Source organism: Glutamicibacter protophormiae (assembly GCF_014647495.1).
Lineage (GTDB): Bacteria > Actinomycetota > Actinomycetes > Actinomycetales > Micrococcaceae > Glutamicibacter > Glutamicibacter protophormiae.
The window spans coordinates 182,488-204,244 of record NZ_BMPH01000004.1 but is presented as its reverse complement, the minus strand read 5'-3'; the positions used below and the strand labels follow the sequence as shown (position 1 = coordinate 204,244).

Below are 21,757 nucleotides of genomic sequence, written 5' to 3'. Positions count from 1 at the left end.
CGCCAAGGCTTCTGGCCCTTCGGCCGGTGGAGCTTTCGGCTGGAGCTTGGCCAATACGCTCATTTCACGGCTCGGAACGCTGGGTATCGGCATCGTGCTGGCCCGCGTGCTGGGGCCCGAGCAGTTCGGCACCTTCGCCATTGCATTGGTGGCGTTGATGGCTGTCTTGAGCTTCAACGAGCTCGGGGTGTCCCTGGCCATCGTGCGTTGGCCGAGCGATCCTGCGCTGATTTTCCCGACGGTCAATACACTGTCGCTAATCGGAAGCTCCGTGTTCTGCGCACTGGCGTGGCTCGCGGCGCCGCAGTTCACCTCGCTGATGGGGGACCCTGAGGCCACGCAGGTGGTCCGGCTGCTGATCTTGTCCGTGCTGGTCAATGGCGCGGTGGCAGGTCCCGCGGCACTGCTGCAGCGCTCGTTTCTGGAGCGACCGCGCATGGTCATCGACCAGGTGAACGTCTGGGTCGGCGCCCTCGTGTCAATCGTTCTGGCCTTGATGGGGATGGGCGCCATGGCGCTGGCCATCGGCCGGCTGGTGGGCAGCGTGCTGTCCGGCATCATGTTCCTTGCAGCTTCCCCGATTCGCTTTCGCCTGGGGTTCGACCGGCAGAAGGCCTCTGCACTGCTGAAGTTCGGGCTACCGCTGGCAGGATCCAGCATCGTGGTGTTCCTAGTTGGCTACGCGGACCAGCTCATGGCCGGTGCCCTGCTGGGGACCATCGCCCTGGGTTTTTACGTGCTGGCTTTCAACCTGTCCAGTTGGCCGCTGAACATTGTGTCCCAGCCGCTGCGGCGGGTCGCGCCGGCGGTCTTCGCCGCCGTGCAGCATGATCCGCAGCGCTCGCAAAACACCCTGCGGGGCCTGTTCGCACTGGTCGCCAGCGTGAGCATCCCGGTGTTCACCGCTCTGGCCGGCGCCGCCGAACCTCTGGTTCAGCTGATCTACGGCGAGGTCTGGATGCCTGCGGCCGCGGTGCTCATGTGGCTCGTGATCGCCGCGCTGGCCAGGGTCTTCTGCGAACTGGTCTATGACTACCTGGTGGTTGCCGGCCGGACCTCCGTGGTCTTCACGGTGCAGTTCATCGGGCTGGTGCTGCTGGTACCGGCGTTGTGGATCGGCGCAGAGCTGGGCGGCATCGTTGGCCTGGCCGCCGCGCAGACGCTGGTGTGGTTTGCCATTATTCTTCCCATTTACCTGGGGCAGCTTCGCAATCTGGGAGTGCATTTCCTCTTCCTGCTCAAGGCGTTTTGGCGCCCAGCGCTCGGTGGATTGGCCACCAGCCTGGTCTGCTACTTTGCCGGCGAACTGGATATCCATCCGCTGGCTGCCTTGGCCTTGGGCGGGCTCTTTACCTTATTGATCTTGGGATTGCTGCTTTGGCAGCAACGCGGTGAAATCGCAACGATCCGCAACATCTCGCGAAATGACGAAACGACGGTGCCAGCATGAGAATCCTTCTTTACCCTCATGACCTGGACATGGGCGGAAGCCAGCTCAATGCCATCGACATTGCATCCCAGCTTCAGGCCGAAGGGCATGAAGTCATCGTTTACGGGTGGCCCGGGCCGCTGGTCGAACGCATCAAGGAACGCGGTCTGGAGTTCATCGCTTCCCCGCGCCCGCGTTTCCGGCCCACGCCGGCAATCGTTGCCGACCTGAGAAGGCTGGCCGTTGAGCGCCAGCTGGATGTGCTGCATGGATTCGAATGGCCTCCCTCGCTCGAATGCAGGCTGGCCGTGCAAGGGCTGGAAGGGAAAACCAGCGTATCGACCGTCATGTCCATGGCGGTCGCCGACTTCATCCCGCGCGACATGGCGCTGACTGTAGGCACCGAACAAATCAGGGACGAGCGGCGCAAGAAGGGCTACTCGCAGGTCTCGCTGCTCGAACCGCCCATCGATACCCGAGAAAACCGGGCCGATGCGGCGTTGGGCGAGCAGTTCCGCCGCGCCCACGGGATTCCGGATGACAACCTGCTGCTCGTGGTTGTCTCCCGGCTGGTTCCGGAGCTGAAACTGGAAGGAATCCTCGCGGCGATTACCCACGTCGGCAAGCTCGCAGAGCACCGGAATGTGTCGTTGGCCATCGTGGGCGACGGATCAGCCGAAGATCTGGTTGCCGCGCAAGCCGCCGCGGCCAACGAGGCCCGTCCGGGCACCATCATCATGTGTGGCCAGATGTCAGATCCGCGTGGGGCTTATGCGGCGGCGGACATCATGCTGGGAATGGGCGGGTCGGCGCTGAAGTCGCTGAGCTTCGCCAAGCCGCTGGTGGTCCAGGGGGAAAACGGCTATTGGAAACTCCTGGATGAAACCACGCTCAAGGACTTCGAGTGGCAGGGATGGTACGGAGTCGGGGAGGGCGCCGAGCGCGGCGAAGCGGTACTGGCCGAAGAACTCGCGCGGATCCTCGACGACGAGCCCTTGCGACGCCGGTTGGGGGACTTCGGCCGCCGTCTGGTGGAGGAACGCTATTCGCTTCAAGCTGCTGCATCCACTATGGAGGGCATCTACACTTCAGCGCTCGACCGCCGACGGGCTTCCTGGTCCGAGGCCGTGCGCGCCGGCGTATTCTTCGGTGGCTACCTCGCCGAACGCGCCATCCAGAAGGTGCAGCGGAAGGTCGTCATGGACGACTTCAATTCGCGCAAGCTACTGGTGGAGCGCAGCCAGCATCCGGGTGCCCGGCAGCGCGTCGTCGTTTTTGTCCCCGGGACATTCTGGGATGATCTGAAGGGCACGGACCACATGCTGGCCAGCGCCTTGTCCCGAGAGGCCTCGGTACTGTGGGTGGATCCTCCGAGGACCATCCGTTCCTCGGTGTCCGAAGGCAGGGGTGTGTCGCTGAAACCGGTGGTGGTCGACCAACTGGAGAATTCGGTGACTAGAATCCGGACTCAGGTTCCGGGCGGAGTGCGCTTCGCAATCCTGCGCAACCTGTATGATCTGCTTCCGCTGCACAGGATCCGCACGTTCGTGCGGGCGCAGAGCGCGGAGAAGCCGGTGATCATCAATGCCTCGGCCACGGCATCCTTTCCCAAGGATCTGGATGGCATCAAGATCCTTTACGTCACCGATGATTGGATCGCCGGTGAACAGCTGATGGGATTGCCTGTGGGCAGCGTCATCAAGAGGTTGCGCGCGAATCTGGTCGAAGCCGATGCCGTATTCGCCGTGTCTCCGACGTTGGTCCAGGAGCTAACCCAGCTGGATCCCTCGTGCGGTGCTACGCTACTGCCCAATGGCTGCAGGCTCCAGGACCTGCTTCCCGATGCCGGCCAGCCTGCCGCCGGTCTCGTTGGGCAGCTCAATGACAGGTTGGATTTGAATCTGCTGGAAGCAATCCGGGACGCCGGAATCGCCCTGCGAATCGCCGGTCCGCTCCGGGGCAACGACCCGGCATGGAGGGCACGGATGGAAGAATTTCTCGCGTCCGACGGGGTCCAGTGGGTAGGCCAGATCCCGTCCGAGCAGATTGCAGAATTTCTTTCCCATTGCCGGGTCGGCATCACCCCATATGCCAACAATGAATTCAACCAGGCAAGTTTTCCCTTGAAGACGCTGGACTACCTGGCCGCGGGACTTCCTGTCATTTCCACGAACCTGCCGTCATCGAAATGGTTGGCCACCGAACACGTCTTGATCGCAGAATCCACCCGCGAGTTCGTGGATTTGCTGGGCCAGGCAGTGGCCACGGGCCTTGAGCCTGCCGAACGGCAGGAACGGCGCCAGATCGCTGAGCAGCACACTTGGGAACGACGAGCACAGCAACTTTTGGCCGATATTGATGACTGCGTGCTCACCGGCACGTAGACTCGAGTAAGCCGACGGACATCGTTCGTTCGGCCACGCCACCGATAATTGGGGATCGTGTGGCATGGGGGTGCCGCCGTGGCGGCAAATTTTTGGGGGAAACATGTTTGTTAACGACATGCTGCGCAGCTTAATCCACCGATGGTACATCGTACTCGCGGGATTGCTGGCGACAGCAGGCATGGTCTACGGGGCCTATGCAGTCACGCCGGTCACCTACCAGGCGCAGGCCACAGTCATACTGCTGCCGCCGGAAAAATCTGTAGTGGACGGAGACAATCCGTATCTCTACCTCGGCGGGCTGGGGCAGGCGCTGAACGTCTTGGTGATCAGCATGAACTCTGCGGAATCCCAGAAAGCCTTGGTCGGGGAGCAGGAAGGTTATGGATACGCGTTGGAACAGGACGCGACAACCACTGGCCCGATCATCAACATCACCACCGTGGCACCTGAAGCCGACGCAACCATGGCGTTGCTGGACCAAGTAGTAGCCCAGGTGCCGAAGACCCTTGTGGGGCTTCAAGACCAACTGGAAGTCCAAGCGAACGCGCAAATCGGCATCATGACACTCGCCAAGGACGCTGAGCCTGAGGAAGAAAACAAGAAGCAGCTGCAGCTCATGGCAGTCGCAGCGGGAGCCGGTGGTGTGGGTACGTTGCTGCTCGCCGCCGCCGTCGACAAGTTGCTGGCACGACGCAGCGCCAAGCGCGCCAACGATCAGGGCGGGGATAAAACGTCTCGGCGCAGGCGCTCAGATAAAAGGAGGAATTCACGGCTCGAAAACGACCAAACCGGGGACGACAGCCAGTTGCCTGGGCCGGCGACGGGTGAGGTGCCGGACGGCAGCGACTCTGACAGCCCGCGTTCGACCGACGCATCGATTCTGCAGGTCCGCAGCCTGAAAGCCTTCAACGGGTTCTAACTGATGCTGACGATTGCGCTTCCAGCACCAGCGAACACGCCCGTCAAAACGACGCGAACCAGCGTCAAGTCGGATGCAGTGACCGGGCTAAGCATCTATGTTGCGCTGATGTTCCTGATTCCCAGCGACCGGGTGGTTGCACAACTGGGCGGATCAGGCACGCCATCGGTCGTTTTTTCCATTGGACTTCTGGTCTGGTGGCTGTGGTTCCGCGCCCGACGGTCAACACGAGCGCGATTCCCCAACCCGGTAGTTATCGCCTTCACCTTGTTCTGCATTGCGGTCTTGGCCAGCGAGGTGGTCGCCGCAACCATGACCGTCCCCATGATGGATCGAAACGCCGCCGATACGGGGCTGATCAAGCTAGCCAGCTATGCCGGTGTGTTTTTCGTCGCGGCCGACGGCATCCCGAGTTTCGACCGGCTCATGGTCCTGATCCGACGATTGGTCTTTGCCGGTGCGCTGGTGGCCTTGCTGGGCGTCTACCAGTTCGCCACCGGGACGGTGCTCATCGACAGGATACCGACCCCAGGGCTGGCCAGCAGCGACGGTGGTATCGACATGCGCGGCGGGTACATGCGCCCGCGAGGCACTGCCAGGCACGCATTGGAATTCGCCTCGGTGATCACGAGCATCTTGCCGCTTGCATTGGCCTTGTGCGTGGGAGACCAGACGCGCCGGGTGATCCGCCGACTCGTTCCTGTCATGCTATTGGTACTCACCGCCTTGATTTCTTTGACTCGATCGGCGCTCATCGGCCTGGTGCTGGGGTTCGTAGCGATGTTTCCGTTCTGGGACAGCAAAGTGCGGCGCATTGCCATTGCGTCGATGATTGCCGGGATGGGCGCTGCCGCGGTCGCGTTCCCGCAGCTGATTCGGACGATCGGGGACATGTTCTCCGCCGTGGATTCAAGCGTCAACTCACGCACCGATAGCTACGGCGTCGCCTTCGAGATCTTTGAGATCCATCCGTGGTTTGGCCGCGGGTTTGGAACATTTCTTCCTTCCTACCGCATCTTGGATAACCAGCTGCTCCAGTTGCTGCTCGAAATCGGCATCGTGGGCATCCTGTGTTTCCTCGGCCTGCTGCTGACCTCCGTCTACTGCCTCTTCGCGGTGCGCAAGGCAAAAATGAGTACATTGGAAAGCCATGTGGGCGTGGGCCTGGCAGCCTCGATCACGGTCGGTGCGTCGCTCATGGCGTTTTTTGATGCGTTGTCCTTCCCCCAAGCGCCCGGAGTCCTCTTCTTGGTGCTTGGATTGGCGGCGGCGTACGTGAGGCTGGTCGGCGAGGAGAACACCTATAACAGGATCATGATCCCCGTGGTTTCCGTATCAAAGCATCGGGCGCATCTGCTGGCAACGGTAGCGGCGATGCTGGTACTGCTCATTGCGGCGCCCGTTGCCATGGCAATCAAGTCGACTCCGGGCATTGTCTGGGCCCAACGCGACGTTGTTTTCCTTCCGCCGGCTTCCTCGGTGGGCGGCAATTCACTGAGATCCGATGCTCGGGACCTGATTCCGTTCGCCACCATGGTTGAGCACAGCTATGACGGGGTGCACGGGCTGGACGCCATCCAAACTGTGTCGGCGCCAATTTATGGAACCGGTATCTCCTCTGGTTCAGCTGTGTACGTCCCGAACGCGGGAGGCCAATGGCAAACGTACATGACCGACGCAATCATCAGCGTCGAAGTGGTCGCAGACACTAACGAGGCGGCATTGCAGAAGCTCAATGTCATGACCGACGAAATCGTGGCTTTGGCTGCACAACCTCAAGCGGATATGAAGATCATCGAAAGTGCCTATATTCTCACCGATACGTATCCGGAAGAAGTTGTGCCGCAGACCATCATGCCGCGGACCAAATGGGCCCTGTTGCTCTTTGGATTCCTCACCATTGTGGGTGTTGGATTTGCCTACGACTTGACCCGGCGAAAGCTCGGCTGGCCCTAACCGCAACTGATTCACGAAAGGCGAGATATGGACTACAAGCGAACGCAGAAGGCAGCCGCCGTCTGGAAGCCAGTGCTGCTCCTTTCGGCCGGCCTGCTGGCCCTGTCCGGCTGCAGCACGGCTGCCGGGAACGTATCTTCGCTGCAGGATGATCAGCGGGCCATCGACGGAGGCGCCGATTACTATTCGCAGTTCACGAATGGACTGCCCGATGACACCGGGTTCTTTCCGCTGGCTCTTTGGCATGAGAGCCTGACCGACGTCGCGGGGGTCCAAGCCGACAAGTCGTTCGGAATCAACACCTATGTTGAAGTCACTCCGGACTCGGACACTTCCTTGGCCCGGAACCAAGACATGTATGTTCTGTCCAGCCTTCCCACAGAAGAACAGAACGGATTCGTGCTGCCTGATGAAGTGGACATGTGGGCCAAATCCGGCGACGGTCTCTGGACCGGGGCCTGGCCGGGGGAAGCCCCCGTGTGCGAACCGGAAGAGAGTCGCTGCGGTTACACCGTGATGGAGCAATCCCTGGCCAAGGCGCCACAAGGCTTGGCTGTCTACGCGAACTTCGGCAAAGGGGTGACGTTCTGGGATCCGGATGAACCCGGGAAGAAGTTCGTCAATTCCTATGCCGATATAGTCTCGGCCGACAACTACTGGTTTACGGACCCGAATATCTGCAGCCAGCATGAGGGGGGAAGACGATTTGAGACGCCGCGGGACATGACCGCGGAAGAATGCCGTCTCGCCGCCAACTACGGGTGGACGGTCGAAAGAATCCGTAACCTGATGGATCCCGAAGCTCGCAAGCCCGTGTGGGGATTCGTTGAAATCGGGCTGCCTTTCGCCAACGGCTCTCGCCCGATTGCCATCCAGGAGATCCGTGCGGCGGTGTGGCAGAGCATCATCGCCGGGGCTCGGGGCATTGTGTACTTCAACCACAGCTTCGGCGGAACGTGCCAGTCCCAGCATGTGTTGCGGGACTGCGGAACCGAGCTGGGCAACGATCTTTCGGCGATCAACATGGAGGTGGCCAATCTCGCTGCGGTCATCAACGCCCCCATTCTTGAAGGAGCAGTGGCCGTCAATGGCCCGACGAACGCGGTGGTCAAGTCTGTCGGCCATGACTTGTACATCTTGGCTGGTTCGGCACAGGCAGCGAAGCAGGAGACGGAATTCAGGGTCTCATGCGATCTGCAAGGAAGTGTTGAAGCCATCGGTGAAGGCCGGACGATCCGGGCACCTGGCGGAACGTTCACAGACGTGTTTGCCGACGGTAACGCGATTCACCTCTACAAGCTTGCCGGGGCCAGCTGCTGAACCGTTGAGCTGCTGGGACCCCACCACGCGGCGAGGGCCCGCATGCCGCTTGGGCGCGCTACACGCCGCCGGGTTCTACGTGCCTTTCAGCAGAGGAGCTATGCGCAGCCGCCAAGCTTGCCCCGCTCAACTGCGGCTGGTCAAGTCCCGCTCCCAGGTGACAACCTTGGTCTGGTCCTGCCGGTTCTTTAGCCTGGCAGCGGCAACCATAAGGGCATAGACCGTTGCATCAAGCGCCGACCGCGGCCCCGCAACGGAACGCGCCAATTCTCGGGCTGTCTGCATAGTGCCGGAGGTGGTGGCCATGGTTGGGGCCTCCGAAGCAATTTCAGCCTGCCCGCGATAGTTGCGCTTCAGGATGCCCATCAAGGCCTGGACCGTGCGCGGGGTCGCGACCTTGACCGGGATGCTTGGTACGATCTGCTTTTCCTCGGCCCCGAACTGCAGATCCACAAACAGGTCGTCGCCGGTGAGCTCCGGGAACTGCTCGAACCGGGCACGTCCCGAGGCGCTCATGGCGTACGCCCCGGCGCCCCACAGCGCGCTGTTGGTCGAGGGCAGCCGGCGGCGCGCCCGGTAAAAGGAACGGACCGCCCACGATGCACCGGTGGTGTCGTATTCGAACGCGGGACGGGCAGACAACGCACCTGGCTGGTTCAGCCGTTCGAAGGTCATGCGCAAGGCCGACACAGTCAACGTGATATCGGCATCCAGATACAGCCGGGGGAAGGTATCGGTGGATTCGTCGGCCATATTCAGGGCCGCCACCTTCGACGGGACGGGAGATTCAATCACCCGCACTCCGGCAAAACTGCGGGCAATATCCGCAGTGTTGTCGGTGCAGCCGTTGCAGGCAACGATGACCTCGATCGTGCCTGCCGCCGCCAGCGGAGCCAACGGGGTCAATGTGCGGGCAATGACACTGGCCTCATTGTGCGCCGGGATGATCACCGCACCGTGGGGGAAATACGCACCCCCATTGACCGTCTGCGTCCCGGAGGGTAACGCCTGCCAGGATTTCTCGTCGGCGACCCGTGCGAAAAGGCCCCGATGCGCCGGCTTGTTGCGCCGCGCGGCTTGGTGCAGGGCCACAAGAGCATGGAATGCGGACGCATGGCGCGGCGTTCCGTGCTTGCGGGCGTAACGCACCCGGTTGACGGCCATGAGTGCGTTGAGCTCCAGGGAAGCTCCCGACCCGCCCATCTGGTGGGTCATCACCGCTGCTGGCTCGTACCAGATCTTCGCCCCCGCAGCACGCGCACGCTGGAAGTAGTCCGTCTCCTCCGAGTACAAGAAGAACTGCTCATCCCATGGGCCGAGCTGCCGCTCCAGCTTCGCGTCGATGAGCAGCGCGGCACCCGTGGCCCAGTCGATCTGGTGCGGATAGGCGTAGCTTTCCGAATCGAACTCGATCTCGGTGGTCCATCCCGGCCTGGATGAAAGCTTGGCGCCAAACAACGCGTCACCCAGCGCACGCATCAAGGTCGGCTCGCGGCGCAGCGATACGTAGGTTGTCCCGTCCGACTCCAAAAGTTTCGGCACCACAATTCCCGCCCCCGACCGGCGCATGCGTGCCGTCAGTGCTGAAATAGCTCCGGGGGAGACCGTCAGGTCGGGGTTGAGCACCAAAACGGCATCGCTGTCGCCGATCAGCGTGCGGGCCATGTTGATACCGCCTGCGTAACCGAGATTGGCCCGATTTTCCAAGACGAGGACATCTTCGTGTTCTTCAAGGATGGAAAGGGTTGCATCGCGGGACCCATTGTCGGAAACCACCACCCGAAGGTGCATGTTCTGCGCTTCGTTGCGCAGGCTGTCGAGCAGGTCTTGAATCGAATCTTCATTGTTGTAGGTGACGGCCAGGATGCTCACGTCAGCGTGTTCCGAAGCGGAGCAGAACCTACCCGGCGAAGTCTGCAACCGCTCCAGCGCCTTCGGGAGGTTTTCGACCTTGCGAGGTTCGACGCGTCCCGTCAGATGGGCGCGCTCACGTCGGATCCGCAGTAATCCCGGGGGATCGTTGACCAGATAGCGCTGCGCCAGTCGACGAGGTTCAAGGCTCAGCCGCCATGCCCATTCCAGGCCGTTGTCGCTGACCCAGGCAGGCGATCGCTTGACTGCGCCGGCCAGGAAATCCACCACGGCGCCGAAGGCCAGAAGCACCTTGGCCCCGGTTAGGGCTCCATAGCTGGCCATCCACAGCTCCTGGCGAGGCTTGCCCAGGCCCACCACCAGGATGTCGGTCTGCGAGTCGTGGATTTGTTCGGCCAGCTCGAAGGACGCCTGCGGATTCTCGACGTCGTCCCGCGACGGGGCCCAGAATCCCGAAACCTTGAGCTGTGGCCTGTCCACCGGCAGCGTTGCGGCCAGCTGCCGCTGCACCCGAGGCTGGCCTCCGAGGAAACCGACGGAGAGATTCTCCTGCTCGGCGGCATCGAGGATGGGCCCTATGAGATCGCTGCCGGCCAAGCGCGGCCACGTCTGCTTAGTGATCTGGTTGGCTTGGGCCACCAACGGCGCCCCGTCAAGCAACGTCAACCAGTGCATGCCGCGCTCTGCGGCATCGTGCACCGGATCGTTGCCGGGGCGCAACGGCCTGGTGTTGTGCGTTGAATCGCCCAGCACCCCGCGCCACCGGCTTTCGTTGCCGAACTGCACGATATGGTCCAAGTTCGCCGACACGACCGAGAGCGGGCCCACGGAATCCGTTGGCGCCAAGGCATGATCGATGATCCGCTTGACCGCAGCGGGCTGGTCCATCAGGTCGACGACGATGCCTCCGAGACTGATTTTTTGATGAGTTGAGTACACTTGCGACTCCTTGCAAAATCCAGCCGGGCGCGGCCGCAGGGCTTTGCTGCAGGCGGCAGGGACTGGTACGACGTAGGTGAATGAAAGGCGCGGCGGATTCAGCCGACCGGGGCGAGCTGTTCGTCAGCGACGGAATAGCGCTCGCCGGTAGCGGGACAGACCCACTCATCGCCTTCGAGGACCAGGCGGTGGCCTGATTTTCCGACCCAGCCGATCTGCTTTGCAGGAACTCCCGCCACAAGTGCATGTGCAGGAACGTCCTTGTTGACGACGGAGCCCGCGGCCACCATGGCCCAGGCACCGATTTCGACAGGCGCAACACAAACCGCGCGGGCGCCGACGGACGCTCCTTCGTGCAGGGTGACGCCCACTGCATGCCAGTCCGAACCGTCTTTCAGCGAGCCGTCGGTATTGATGGCGCGCGGATAGAGGTCGTTGGTGAGCACGGCGGCGGGGCCGATGAACACGCCATCTTCAAGGCGCGCAGGTTCATAGACCAAAGCGTAGTTCTGGATTTTGCAATTCTTGCCCAAGATCACGTCAGGGCCGATGTAGGCACCTCGACCGATGTTGCAGCCAGCGCCGATCTCGGCCCCCTCGCGGACCTGCGCCAAATGCCAGATGCGTGCGTCGGCACCGATACGTGCCCCCGCGGAAACATCAGCGGTGTTTTCAATATGTGACATGTAATTTCCCCCAAGTATGGCTCCGTATTAGCCATGGGCGCCCAGCAAGTGCGGTGTTGGGCACCTCGTAGCTCCGAGGATAGATTCAGCGCACAACTTTCTCAATGCGAATTGCTGAATTACGTGGCAAATAGGTGGGAATAGCGTACTTGCAAGTAGTAATCGAGTGTCACGCTTGGAAGCCAAAAGCGACATCAGGGCCCATGGCGTTCTAGTCTTGTGGTGGTGATATTCCGCATTCGTGGGGGATCGGGATATCCATGGGGGAGAAAATGAAATTCAAGTCTTTGATTGCCGTAATTCTATCTTTGGCGGCAATTCTTTTTGCGGTGGCTATGACGCTGGACTGGATGGGGCGACCAGAGGCGCCATCAATGGCTGGAGCACCGTCGAGCACCGCGGTTGCGGGCGCTTCCAAGGGCACCGATTCGCCGACAGGCAGCGCCGATACGCCCATCGAGACATCGCCGACGCAGCCATCGTCCGGCGGCGCGAAGCCTTCCCAGCCAGCGGACACTTCGGAGAACGTCGAAGCGACCCGCCCGAGCTGGAATCCGCAGCCAACACAGGCCGATGAACGCCTTGAGGTTCCTGAGGATCCTGAGAAATCCTCCGGCGCCCTGCCAAGCGGCGAACCGCGCAAGCCGGTGTTGACCAAGGCACCGAAGCCCGGAGCCGCAGAGGGGAAGCTGACCAAGGGATTCCCCAAGGACGCCATGCCGCTGCCGTCGTCCACGACGATTGAATGGTCTTCCGTCGAGAAGCAGTCCTCGCTGGTCATGGTGGGGGTGCAGGGCCGCAGCAAGCAGGGCGTGGAAGAAATCCTCGCGTTCTACGAGTCGCATTTCAAGGACCTCCAATGGCTGGCAACCACCAGTTCCGAGGCTGACGGGAGCACCCGGCTACAGGCAGGATTCGGTCAGGACACCGCCACGGTGACACTGCACCAGCTGCCCACAGGATTGACCGAAATCAACGCTGCCGGCGTCTTCACCGTGGAGGACTAGGGAAAATGTACCTGAGCCTCTCGGACTGGAGAAGCAACAAGGCATCCAACACCTCCCGGGCCGCAAAAGTGGCGTTCAAGGCCTCGCCGACGGTGATCGCCCTGGGCATCGTGAGCATGCTGACGGACATCTCCTCGGAATCCGTCGCCGCCATCCTTCCCATGTACATCACCGGTGCGCTGGGGCTGTCCATGATCGCCTATGGATTCTTCGAGGGCCTGAACCAGTCGGCCAGCGCGCTGGTCCGCATCGCCGCCGGATACGCCGCCGACCAGACCAGCCGGCCCAAACCGGTAGCAGTCGCAGGCTATGGGCTGTCCATGGTGGCGCGTATCGGACTGCTGTTCGCCACGGGGTTCGCCGGAATCGCCGCAATCATCGGGGTGGACCGCGTGGGCAAGGGGATCCGCACGGCGCCGCGCGATGCCATGATCCAACAGGCGTCCCAGCCCGAGCACCTGGCTCGCTCCTTCGGCCTGCACCGGCTGCTGGACACCATCGGCGCCACCGCGGGCCCCATGCTGGCTTTCGTCGTCCTGCTGCTGGTCCCTGACGGATACCGTGCAGTTTTCGTGCTGTCGCTGGCCGTGGCGATTCTGGGCGTCGCGGTGCTCGTTCTGGTGGTGCCCAATCGCAAGCTGGGGGCGAAGCCCGTACCTGCAGCGCAGTCCCGCACTGCGGCCGCGGAACCGGAGCGGAGCATCCAGGTGCTGAAATTCAAGCCGTTGCTGCGGATGCTGTCGCGCGGGCGGATGGGAAGGATGCTGTGCGCCGCGGGCTTGCTCGGCCTGCTGACGGTCGGCGACGGCTTCGTCTACCTGGCGCTCATGGCCCACGGAACGATGGACTACTTCTGGTTCCCGCTGCTGTTTGTGGGCTCCAATCTGGTGTTCCTGCTGCTGGCGATCCCCTTGGGCAAGCTGGCAGACCGGACGTCCCGGGCAGCAGTTTTCGTTGCGGGCCATCTAGCACTAGCCGTCGCCTACCTGTGCGCCAGCGGGGGAGGATCGCTGTTCTTCATCGTTTCCGCCCTCGCAGCTCTGGGGCTGTTCTACGCGGCGACCGACGGAGTGCTGGCGGCCTTGGCTGGACAGCTTTCGCCGGAGGGATCGGTGTCCACGGGGATCGGGGCGGCGCAGACGGTTGTGGCCGTAGCCCGCTTGTTGTCCGCTACGGGATTCGGCGTGCTGTGGGTGCTGTTCGGGTCTAACCTCGCCCTGCTCGGCGTCGCGGCCTTGCTTTTGCTCGCGGTCCCGTTGGCTTGGTATCTTTTGCTCGGAAAAGCCTCCCGGCCGATTGAGGAGAATTCATGAGCGATACCGGGCCCAAGTTCCTGGGAAGGCAGCGGACGCTGGTTCTAATTGCCATTGCGGTGCTGGTCCTCGGAGCGGCCGGGATCTACAGCGTGCAGGCCTTCCAGCGCTACCAGGAACGTACAACCGGCGCCTCGGCGGCGGCGTTGCGTGCGACCATGCCCGAAGGCGACCGCATCGTCTTCCGCAATACCGCCATGGGAGAGGGCTACGGGTCCATGGCCGCCGTCGCCCTGGACGCGCCGTCAGGCCAGCGCGCGGTGACCGAGATTCCCTGCGACCGGGTGGCCGAGCGTGCGGGGCTGGTGTCCTGCATGAAGACGCGCCGCGGGATTCCCACGACCTTCGAAAACGACGTGCTTGATGCCGACGGAAACCTTGTTGAAACCCTGCCGCTTCCAGGCATCCCGAGCCGCACCCGTATTTCTGACGGAGGCCTGGTGGCAACCACGTCATTCGTGACAGGGCATTCCTACGCGGCCGGGAGCTTTTCCACCGAGACCACGGTGACGAGGGCTGACGGCAGCGGGTACGGAAACCTTGAAGACTTCACCATGATGGTTGACGGCGAGGAGCTCACTGCCGTGGATCGCAACGTTTGGGGCGTCAGCTTCGTCTCCGAAGACGAGTTCTACGTGACCGTCGCCTCCGGCGGCAATACCTGGCTGATGAAGGGGAGCTTCTCCACGCGGACCTTGGCCTCGGTGCTCGGGAACGCCGAATGCCCCTCGGTATCGCCGGACCGCACCCGCGTCGCGTACAAGAAGCGCACCGGTTCGGGCGCGGCGGTGCATTGGGATATTGCGGTGCTGGATCTGCAGACCGGCAAGGAAACTGTCATCGGGTTGCGCGACGGCTTCGACGACCAGCTTGAATGGCTGGACGACGGCCGGCTGCTGTTCGGGGTTCCGCGTCCCGGAGCAGTGGGAGACAGCGACGTCTACGTCATCGATGCCCGGGCCGAGGCGGAACCCGAGCTGCTGATTGAACATGCGTGGTCGCCATCGGTCGTGCGGTCGGCCAACTAGCGAGGCGGTGCCGGGCCGTGGCGTGACAAGGCGTGGCCGGGGAGAATACTCTCCCCGGCCACGCCTTGTACTGTTTCTGTTGATGTCCGGAGACCACAGCGCCCGCGAACTGCGGATGCTGCCCTTCCCCCTACTGCTCCGAAGCCTCGGGCGGCCTGGAGGGTTGCGGCACAACGCCGTCCGTGTCGTCCGGCGTCGGCGTAGGTGTTTCGCCGCCGTCCGCGGTGGGCGTGGCCGTCGGGGATGGCTGCGCCGGCTCCGGATCCCCGGTGTTCTGCGGTGCCGCCGGAACCGTGGATTCGGCAGGCCCGTCGGAGGCCTGCTCCACCGAGGAGGGCTCGTCCGGTGCTTGCCGGGCTGCTGGCGCCTGATTGACCGAATACAGCAGGTCCACGAAGTAGTTGCTGTTGTTCCAGGAATTCGAAGGCCGGCTTCCGGGGCCGTAGGCGAACAACCCGTTGCTGCCCGACAGGCTCAGCGCTGCGTTGTCCTTGCCGTTGGCGAAGTCCGCACCAGTGACGACGTACCCGCCGTTGGGCGCGTGGTAGGACACCGTGAACTGCTCACCGTTGCTGATCGCCACCGGAGTGCTCAGGTACGCGGTATACCAGCCCGGAGTCGTGGCCGGCCCGAAGGTCGTGGTGGCCAGCAGGTTGCCCTGGGTATCCCACAGGCTTCCGCTGGAGGCCCCGGAGCCGGTGCTGCCGCGGTAGTAGCGGATCGCGTGGACCGTCAGGTCGGCGGATGCCGCCAGATGCATGCCCAGCTCGACCTCGCCGGTGTCCTGCGGATCCAGGGTCTGCGGAACCTGGTCTCCCAGGAAGGAATCCAGCTGGAGATCGGCTCCGGCGGTGTGGACGGTCCACGGCGCGATGGCGGCCGCGCCGGATTCCACGCCGCGGATGTTCTGCGGCGTGATGGTCAGCACGCTGCTCTCCGGCAGGGCGGAGGCCGGCGTGAACGTCATCGTAGTGCCCTGCTGGCCCAGCTGCGAGGTCCCCGGGATCTCGCCGTCCGGCCCGGTGACCTTCAGCGTGGCACCGCTCTCCAGCGCCTGGCTGAAGGTTGCGCTCAGCGTGCTGTCCAAGGCGACGTTCGAGGCTCCGGCTTCAGGGTTGCGTTCGGTGACGGTGACCGGCGGAGCCTTCGGGACGAACCTCACGTCCACCAGGTAGCTGGTGGTGACCGTGGACGCCGGGTACCCCGTGCCGTAGCTGTAGTGGCCGGCGCCGACACCGGTCTTCAGATGCCCGGTCTGCGCGGTCGCGGCGAACTTGCCCGGCGTGGCCGGGTAGGTTCCGTTGCTGCGGTAGGCGGCCACGTAGTCGTTGTTCGGCTGGATCTGCACCGGTGTCTCGAAGGCGGCGTACTGCCAGCCGGAGACGTTGGTGTCCGGGAATTGGACCGTTGCCAGCACCTCGCCCGAGGTCGAGTACAGCGTGCCGGTATGCGTTCCGGTTTCTCCGATGCTCCGGTAGAACTCAAGCCCTGTCAGCTTTCCTTCGACATCCGAGGAGAACCGGGTGCCAAGGGTGACCGGGGTACCGTCGGCAATCGCCGCGACGGTGGGTGTCTCGGTGTTGTTGAACAGCCCGCACGGGCAGTTCGCGGGATCCTCGGGCATCGCCTGGGTCCTGAATGAATAGGAGGACGGGTTGGCGAAGCCTTCCGGCTCCCCGCTGATGGAGAAATCCACGGTGTAGACGGTGTCCGCCTGCAGCGGCGCCTGCGGGGTGAAGGTCAGCGTGGTCCGTTCGGCGTTCAGCGCCGAGGAACCGTCCACGGCCGTGCCTTCCAGCTTCAGGGACAGGCTCGACCCCTCGGCCACCGGTCGGTTGAATGTCGCGCTCACCGCAGACGAGGTCTGGACCGCCGAAGCCTGCGCTTCGGGACTGCGGGAGGTGACCTTCAGGTCGCTCGGTGCCGAACTGCTCGGCGATGGCGTTTCGGTGGGCTGCCCGGAGCCGGAGAGGCTTCGGTAGACCAGGTCTGCGAAGTAGTTGCTGTTGTTCCAGGAACTGCCGGGCATGCTCCCGGCGCCATAGCTGTAGATGCCGTTGGCGCCCGTCAGCGACAGGACACCGTCGGTCTTTCCGTTGGCGAAGTCAGCGCCCGTGAAGACATACCCGCCCTTCGGGGCCTGATAGGAGACGGCGAACTCGGCCCCCGCGGCCAGGGTGACCGGGGTGCTCAGGAACGCGGTCTGCCAGCCCTGTGCGGTGGTCGCGGGGAAGCTGGCGGTGCCCAGGAGGTTGCCCTGCGCGTCCCAGATGCTTCCGGTGTGCTCGCCGTATCCCAGCGGGCCCTGGTAGTAGCGCAGCGCCTGGATTTCGATGTCCTGGCTGCTGGTCAGCCTGATGCCGAGCTCGGCCGCGGAAGAATCCGATGGATCGAGATTGGCCGGTTCCTGGCTGCCCAGGAAGGTGCGCAGCTGCTCGCCGCCTCCCGCGGTGCGGAAGGTCCACGCCGGGATCTGTGCCGCACCGGTGTCCGTGCCGGAGATGTTCTTCGGCGCGACGGTGATAACGCTGGCCTCGGGCAAGGGGGCGCCGGGGGTGAAGGTCAGTTTCCTGGCGTCTTCCGAGACCGCGGTGGTTCCGGCGATGGCGTTGCCACCTGTGCTGACTTCCAGCTGGGCTCCGGCTTCCAGCGGCTGGCTGAAGGTGGCAGAGATCTGCGAGTCCACCGGGGCATCGAAGACGCTGCTGGCAGGGGATCGCTCGCCGAGGCTGACGGGCTTGCCCTGCGGCTGGAAGCGGACGTCTACCAGATAGCTGCTGGAGACCATCGAGTCCGGGAACTGGTCGCTATAGGTGTAGTGCCCGGCCGAAGCACTGGTGCGCAGCGGGCCGACCTGCGTCGGGCTGCCTAGGGCGCCGGGGGAGACCGGGTAGATGCCGTTGCTGCGGTAGGCCGCCACGTACTCGGTGTTCGCGGAGATGGTCACCGGGGTGTCGAAGGCGGCGTACTGCCAGCCGACGGCCGAATCATCCGGGAAGGTGGCCTCGGCGAGCTGCTGGCCGGTGGCGGAGTACAGCCAGCCGGTGTGCGCTCCGGTTTCGCCCGGGCTGCGGTAGAACTCCAGTCCCAGCAGCTGCCCGTCTTCGACGGCGGAGAAGCGGGTGCCCAGGGTAACCGGCCGGCCGTCGTTGACCGACGGCACGGCGGGAACCTGCGCATCCGGGTACAGGCCGCACGGGCAGTCGTTCGGATCCGCCGGCGTGGCGAGCACCGTGGTGAAGCTCCAGGTTCCGCCGCCGCTCACCGGGTTGCCGGTGGTATCCGTGGCGCTGATCTGTGCCGTGTAGGTGGTGCCCTTGGCCAGTTCGGCTTGCGGGGTGAAGACCGCTTTGCGTGTGGCCGCGTCATAGGAGGTGGCACCCTGGACTGCGGTATCGGAGGCGTCTTTCAGCGTGATCTGGACCGACCCGGGATCGACCTTCTTGGACAGGGTCGCCCCGATGGGCGTGGTGGTCGGCACGCTGCGTGCGGTGTCTATGGGGGAGTGTCCGTAGGCGCTGAGGCTGATGGACTCCCCGGTTTCGAAGACCGCGTCGACGAAGTAGTTCGCCCGGTCCCAGTCACGGGTGGGGAACCCTGCGCCGCTGACGAACAATCCCGCGGCCGGAGCGCCGAAGCCGCCGGCGGCGCTGATCGGGTTCGCCTCGGCTCCGCGGTAGGCGAAGTCCTGGGTGACGGCCGAATAGTGGCCGTTCGGCGCGTGGTAGGAAACCACGAACTCGTCCCCGGCACGGGCTTCGACAGGCTTGGCAAAACTTGCGGTCTGCCAGCCTTCGGCCGATTCGTTGGAGAACGTCACGGTGGCCAGCTCGGTGCCGTTCAGCGTCCACAGCGTTCCGGTATGCGTGCCGGTGTTGGCCTTGGACTTGTAGAAGCGCACGCCGGTCACGTACCCGTCGGTCTGAGCGGTGAAGCGCAGACCCAGTTCCACCGCCGCCGAGTCGCCGGCGTCAGCGGTGGCCGGCACGCGCTCGCCGAACACGCTGTAGGGTCCGGTGATCTGCAGCGGCACCGCAGTGCCCTGTTGCGGGTAGTTCGCTGAGTCGTCCACCGCACGCACCAGCAGCTGCTCGTCGCCGCTGCCTTCCTGGACTGCGGTGAAGCTCCAGTTGGCCGTTCCCTGGGCGGCCTTCCAGGTCGTTCCGCCGTCGAATGAATACTCGACCGCGGCGACACGGCCCCCGGGGTCGCTGGCGGTGCCCTTGACGGTGATTTTCTCGCCGTTGCGCACCGAGCCCGTGGGTGCGGTGGTCACGTTGACTGTGGGCGCGGTGGTGTCCTTGGCCGCGGTGGGCATAACCAGCCCGCTCATCAGCGTGGTCGGCATCGAATCCATGTCCGCCAGTAGGTTCACCTGGGCCTGCTGCATGCGGGCGTCGGCCGGCGCGCCGTCTCCGTCATGCCACTGGTCCAAGCCCCAGGTCCACTGCACGGACCCGGTGGAGAAGACCAGCGCCCCGCTGGCCGCACGATACATGGTTGTGTGGTGCGTGGTGCTGCCGGCGGCCACGGTGTTGCCGAAGTCCTGCAGGTATTCGGGAACCGAACCGGTGGTGGTCGACAGGTGGATCAAACCCGGTGGGCGGAAGCCGTTGGGCAGATCTTCATTCGATTCGTAGCCCACGGTATGCGGAGCCAGCTCGGTTTTGGCCCCCGGGCTCTGGGCATTCAACGGCGTATCGCGCCACAGGCGCATCTTGCCTTCCTCCGCGTTGACCGTCACGGGCAAGTCGCCGCTGTTGACCACGTAGGCAGTGCCGGTCAATCCGTTTTCCGGAAGTCCGCCGCCGTTGGCGGTGGAGGCGAAACGAGGGTCCCGCCAGGTTCCGGTCCATTCTTCGGACGGGTCGATCTTGTTATTGCCCCAGGTTTCCTTGTAGGTGACCAAGGTGCGGTAGTCCTTCTGGTCCGTGGGCGATTTCTCGTAACGGGTGCGCCAGTACACCTCGTTGCCGGTCAGGAACTGCAGGTTGACGCCGGCATCCCTGGCCTCCTCGACGTTCTTTCGCTGCGCTCCCGACCAGTATTCGTCGTGTCCTACGGAGACGAAGACCTTGTGGTTCTTCAGCAGCTCGCCGTGCCGGTCCGTGTCCACGCCGGAGAAATAACTGACGTCGTAGCCGTTGCGCTCGAGGAAGCGCACCAGCGGATATTCGGCACCGAAGTAGAAATCGCGGGCTTCCAAACCTGCGCGGGTGGCGAAAGGCCGGTTGTAGCTGAGCTTGAAGGCCCGGCCGTTGTCGGCGCCCGAGTAGAAATCGGAGCCGCCGTACAGGTTGTAGGCGTGCCAGGTGGGGTCGGAGGTCTGGACCAGTACGTCCGAGGTGCTGGCCTCGTTGCGCACGATGAAGGTGATGTGGCTGGATCCGCCGGTGTCCTTGCGGGTGAGCTTGGCCAGGTAGACGCCGGAGACGGCGTCCGCCGGAACATTCCACGAGGCGGAGACCGCCCAGGTCCCGCAGTCGATCAGTTCCGTGGTGACGTCGCTGAGGCATTCGGGCTGGCGCTGCGGCAGCTGGGCGCTGGGCTGGACGGAGGTGATCTTGCGGGCGCCCAGCCCCTGGTACCAGCCGGTGCGGTAGATGTCGATGGAGTAGGCGTTCGCGTCCGTATCGATCTTGAAGTCGACACGTTGGCCTACGTTGACGCTAATGTCGGTGGCGAACCCCTGGATGGAATCGTCCCCGGCACCGTCGATGTCCCATTCTTCGAAGGACGTCCCCAGTTTCGAATTCTCGCAGACGATCGCGTTGGCCTCAGGCCCGCAGCCTGGTGTCACCGCAGCTGCAGGAACCGCTGGCAAGCCGACGGCGACCAGTACCGTAGCAGAGAAAGCCGCCGCGGAAATCTTCGCGGTGCGGCTGAATGTCGTTATAAAGCGGCGTGTCATCCCCATGACGAAGCCCATTTCATCCCCCAATGATGCGTCTCCCGACGCGCGAGCGTGGATGCCGCCGAAAGAACATCTCTCCGGGGCATGCCCAGCATACGGCGAAACACAATCTTTAAAGTATGGGTTCCGTAAAATCAGGAAATATCCGAGTGTGCAATTTGCGTCACTGTGTTCCCAATGGCGGTGCAGGGTTGAGCATTCTTACAAGTCACATCGCAGAGAATTCAGTCGGAGCAGGGCCTGTCCCGATGAGGAAAAGATGGGAAGCACCAGCGTTTGGGCGCCTTCGGCTGGCCGGTGGCATCTTGCACCATCCATGAAGTTCCGTCGGCCCGCGAGGGCATCAAAATAATTCTTACTTAGTTGTAGGCGACACGATGAGAAGAAGTTCTTTTGCCAGCGGGCATTAGCGCCGCCTGTTTCCGGGCCATTGCATTCCAAGGCGACCCTATAAGAATTGCACTTGATCGAACTCGGCTCACGGGCGAATGGAGCTGATTCAATGGGCGCTATGGTGCGGAACTGCGTTCCCTGGATCTCGGTTCCAAGGACCAGGTCTCGGACTTGCCCACCATGTTGCCGACTGCGTTGGCGCCCAGCCAAAACTGCCGCCAGGAAAACGAGCGTGGTATCAAAATGCGGGGTGGTCCTCACCGAGTAAGTGCGAATTCTGCGCACCCTTGCGAACCTGGCTCGGCCGTCGGGGCATACGTCATCCGGCCCAAAGGCTATTCAAGTAGCGAACCGAGTAGAGGGAAACCCCAAACACTTGGAAAAAAGCCAAAATCAAGTACGCGGAAGGGGTGGCAATATTGCATATGAATCCTATCGTAGGGAGTGGATACTGTGGCCAAATCCGGCCAAGCGTTACATCGGGGGAATTGGACGCACGCTCATGAAGCTAGACGACGGGTATTCGTGGGGCAACCCTCACGGCTTGGTTTTGCCGGAGGATACGCCGCGACAAGAGATTCCGAATAATGTGTC

At 63.2% G+C, this 21,757-nt stretch carries 11 protein-coding genes; 8 read left to right on the top strand and 3 right to left on the bottom strand.

Going from position 1 to position 21,757, the window contains the following annotated elements:
- Positions 1-46: 46 nt before the first annotated feature.
- From IEY43_RS07055 to IEY43_RS07035, 5 genes are all read left to right on the top strand, one after another.
- Positions 47-1,450: an oligosaccharide flippase family protein gene (locus tag IEY43_RS07055; RefSeq protein WP_229777307.1), complete on the top strand. Its 1,404-nt coding sequence runs from the start codon at positions 47-49 to the stop codon at positions 1,448-1,450.
- Entirely contained in the window at positions 1,447-3,813 is a 2,367-nt protein-coding gene (locus tag IEY43_RS07050; RefSeq protein WP_188947900.1) for a glycosyltransferase family 4 protein, read from the top strand. Before IEY43_RS07055 ends, IEY43_RS07050 begins: the two co-directional genes overlap by 4 nt.
- Before the next feature lie 103 nt (positions 3,814-3,916).
- Complete coding sequence (locus tag IEY43_RS07045; protein WP_188947899.1) at positions 3,917-4,735, top strand: hypothetical protein; 819 nt, start codon at positions 3,917-3,919, stop codon at positions 4,733-4,735.
- 3 nt (positions 4,736-4,738) lie between these two features.
- Complete coding sequence (locus IEY43_RS07040; RefSeq protein WP_188947898.1) at positions 4,739-6,691, top strand: O-antigen ligase family protein; 1,953 nt, start codon at positions 4,739-4,741, stop codon at positions 6,689-6,691.
- A 27-nt stretch (positions 6,692-6,718) separates the two neighbouring features.
- Complete coding sequence (locus IEY43_RS07035) at positions 6,719-8,011, top strand: hypothetical protein (protein WP_188947897.1); 1,293 nt, start codon at positions 6,719-6,721, stop codon at positions 8,009-8,011.
- A 126-nt stretch (positions 8,012-8,137) separates the two neighbouring features.
- Here IEY43_RS07035 and IEY43_RS07030 read toward each other — a convergent pair whose 3' ends face one another.
- Both IEY43_RS07030 and IEY43_RS07025 read right to left on the bottom strand, forming a co-directional pair.
- Positions 8,138-10,822, bottom strand: coding sequence for a WecB/TagA/CpsF family glycosyltransferase (locus tag IEY43_RS07030; protein ID WP_188947896.1), 2,685 nt, complete (start codon positions 10,820-10,822; stop codon positions 8,138-8,140).
- Positions 10,823-10,920: 98 nt separating this feature from the next.
- Positions 10,921-11,508: an acyltransferase gene (locus tag IEY43_RS07025; RefSeq protein WP_188947895.1), complete on the bottom strand. Its 588-nt coding sequence runs from the start codon at positions 11,506-11,508 to the stop codon at positions 10,921-10,923.
- A gap of 374 nt (positions 11,509-11,882) precedes the next feature.
- On the opposite strand from IEY43_RS07025, the gene IEY43_RS07020 reads away from it, so the two are divergent.
- From IEY43_RS07020 to IEY43_RS07010, 3 genes are read left to right on the top strand one after another with little or no spacing between them, the layout of a single operon-like run.
- Positions 11,883-12,515, top strand: coding sequence for a hypothetical protein (locus IEY43_RS07020; protein ID WP_188947894.1), 633 nt, complete (start codon positions 11,883-11,885; stop codon positions 12,513-12,515).
- 5 nt (positions 12,516-12,520) lie between these two features.
- Positions 12,521-13,828, top strand: coding sequence for an MFS transporter (locus IEY43_RS07015; RefSeq protein ID WP_188947893.1), 1,308 nt, complete (start codon positions 12,521-12,523; stop codon positions 13,826-13,828).
- Positions 13,825-14,856 carry a TolB-like translocation protein gene (locus IEY43_RS07010; protein ID WP_188947892.1) on the top strand — a complete coding sequence of 344 codons (1,032 nt, stop codon included), beginning with the start codon at positions 13,825-13,827 and terminating at the stop codon, positions 14,854-14,856. The genes IEY43_RS07015 and IEY43_RS07010 overlap by 4 nt, the downstream gene beginning before the upstream one ends.
- 130 nt (positions 14,857-14,986) lie before the next feature.
- Here IEY43_RS07010 and IEY43_RS07005 read toward each other — a convergent pair whose 3' ends face one another.
- Positions 14,987-20,773, bottom strand: a complete 5,787-nt coding sequence (locus IEY43_RS07005) for a DUF4082 domain-containing protein (RefSeq protein ID WP_188947891.1) — start codon at positions 20,771-20,773, stop codon at positions 14,987-14,989.
- Between the last annotated feature and the right edge of the window lie 984 nt (positions 20,774-21,757).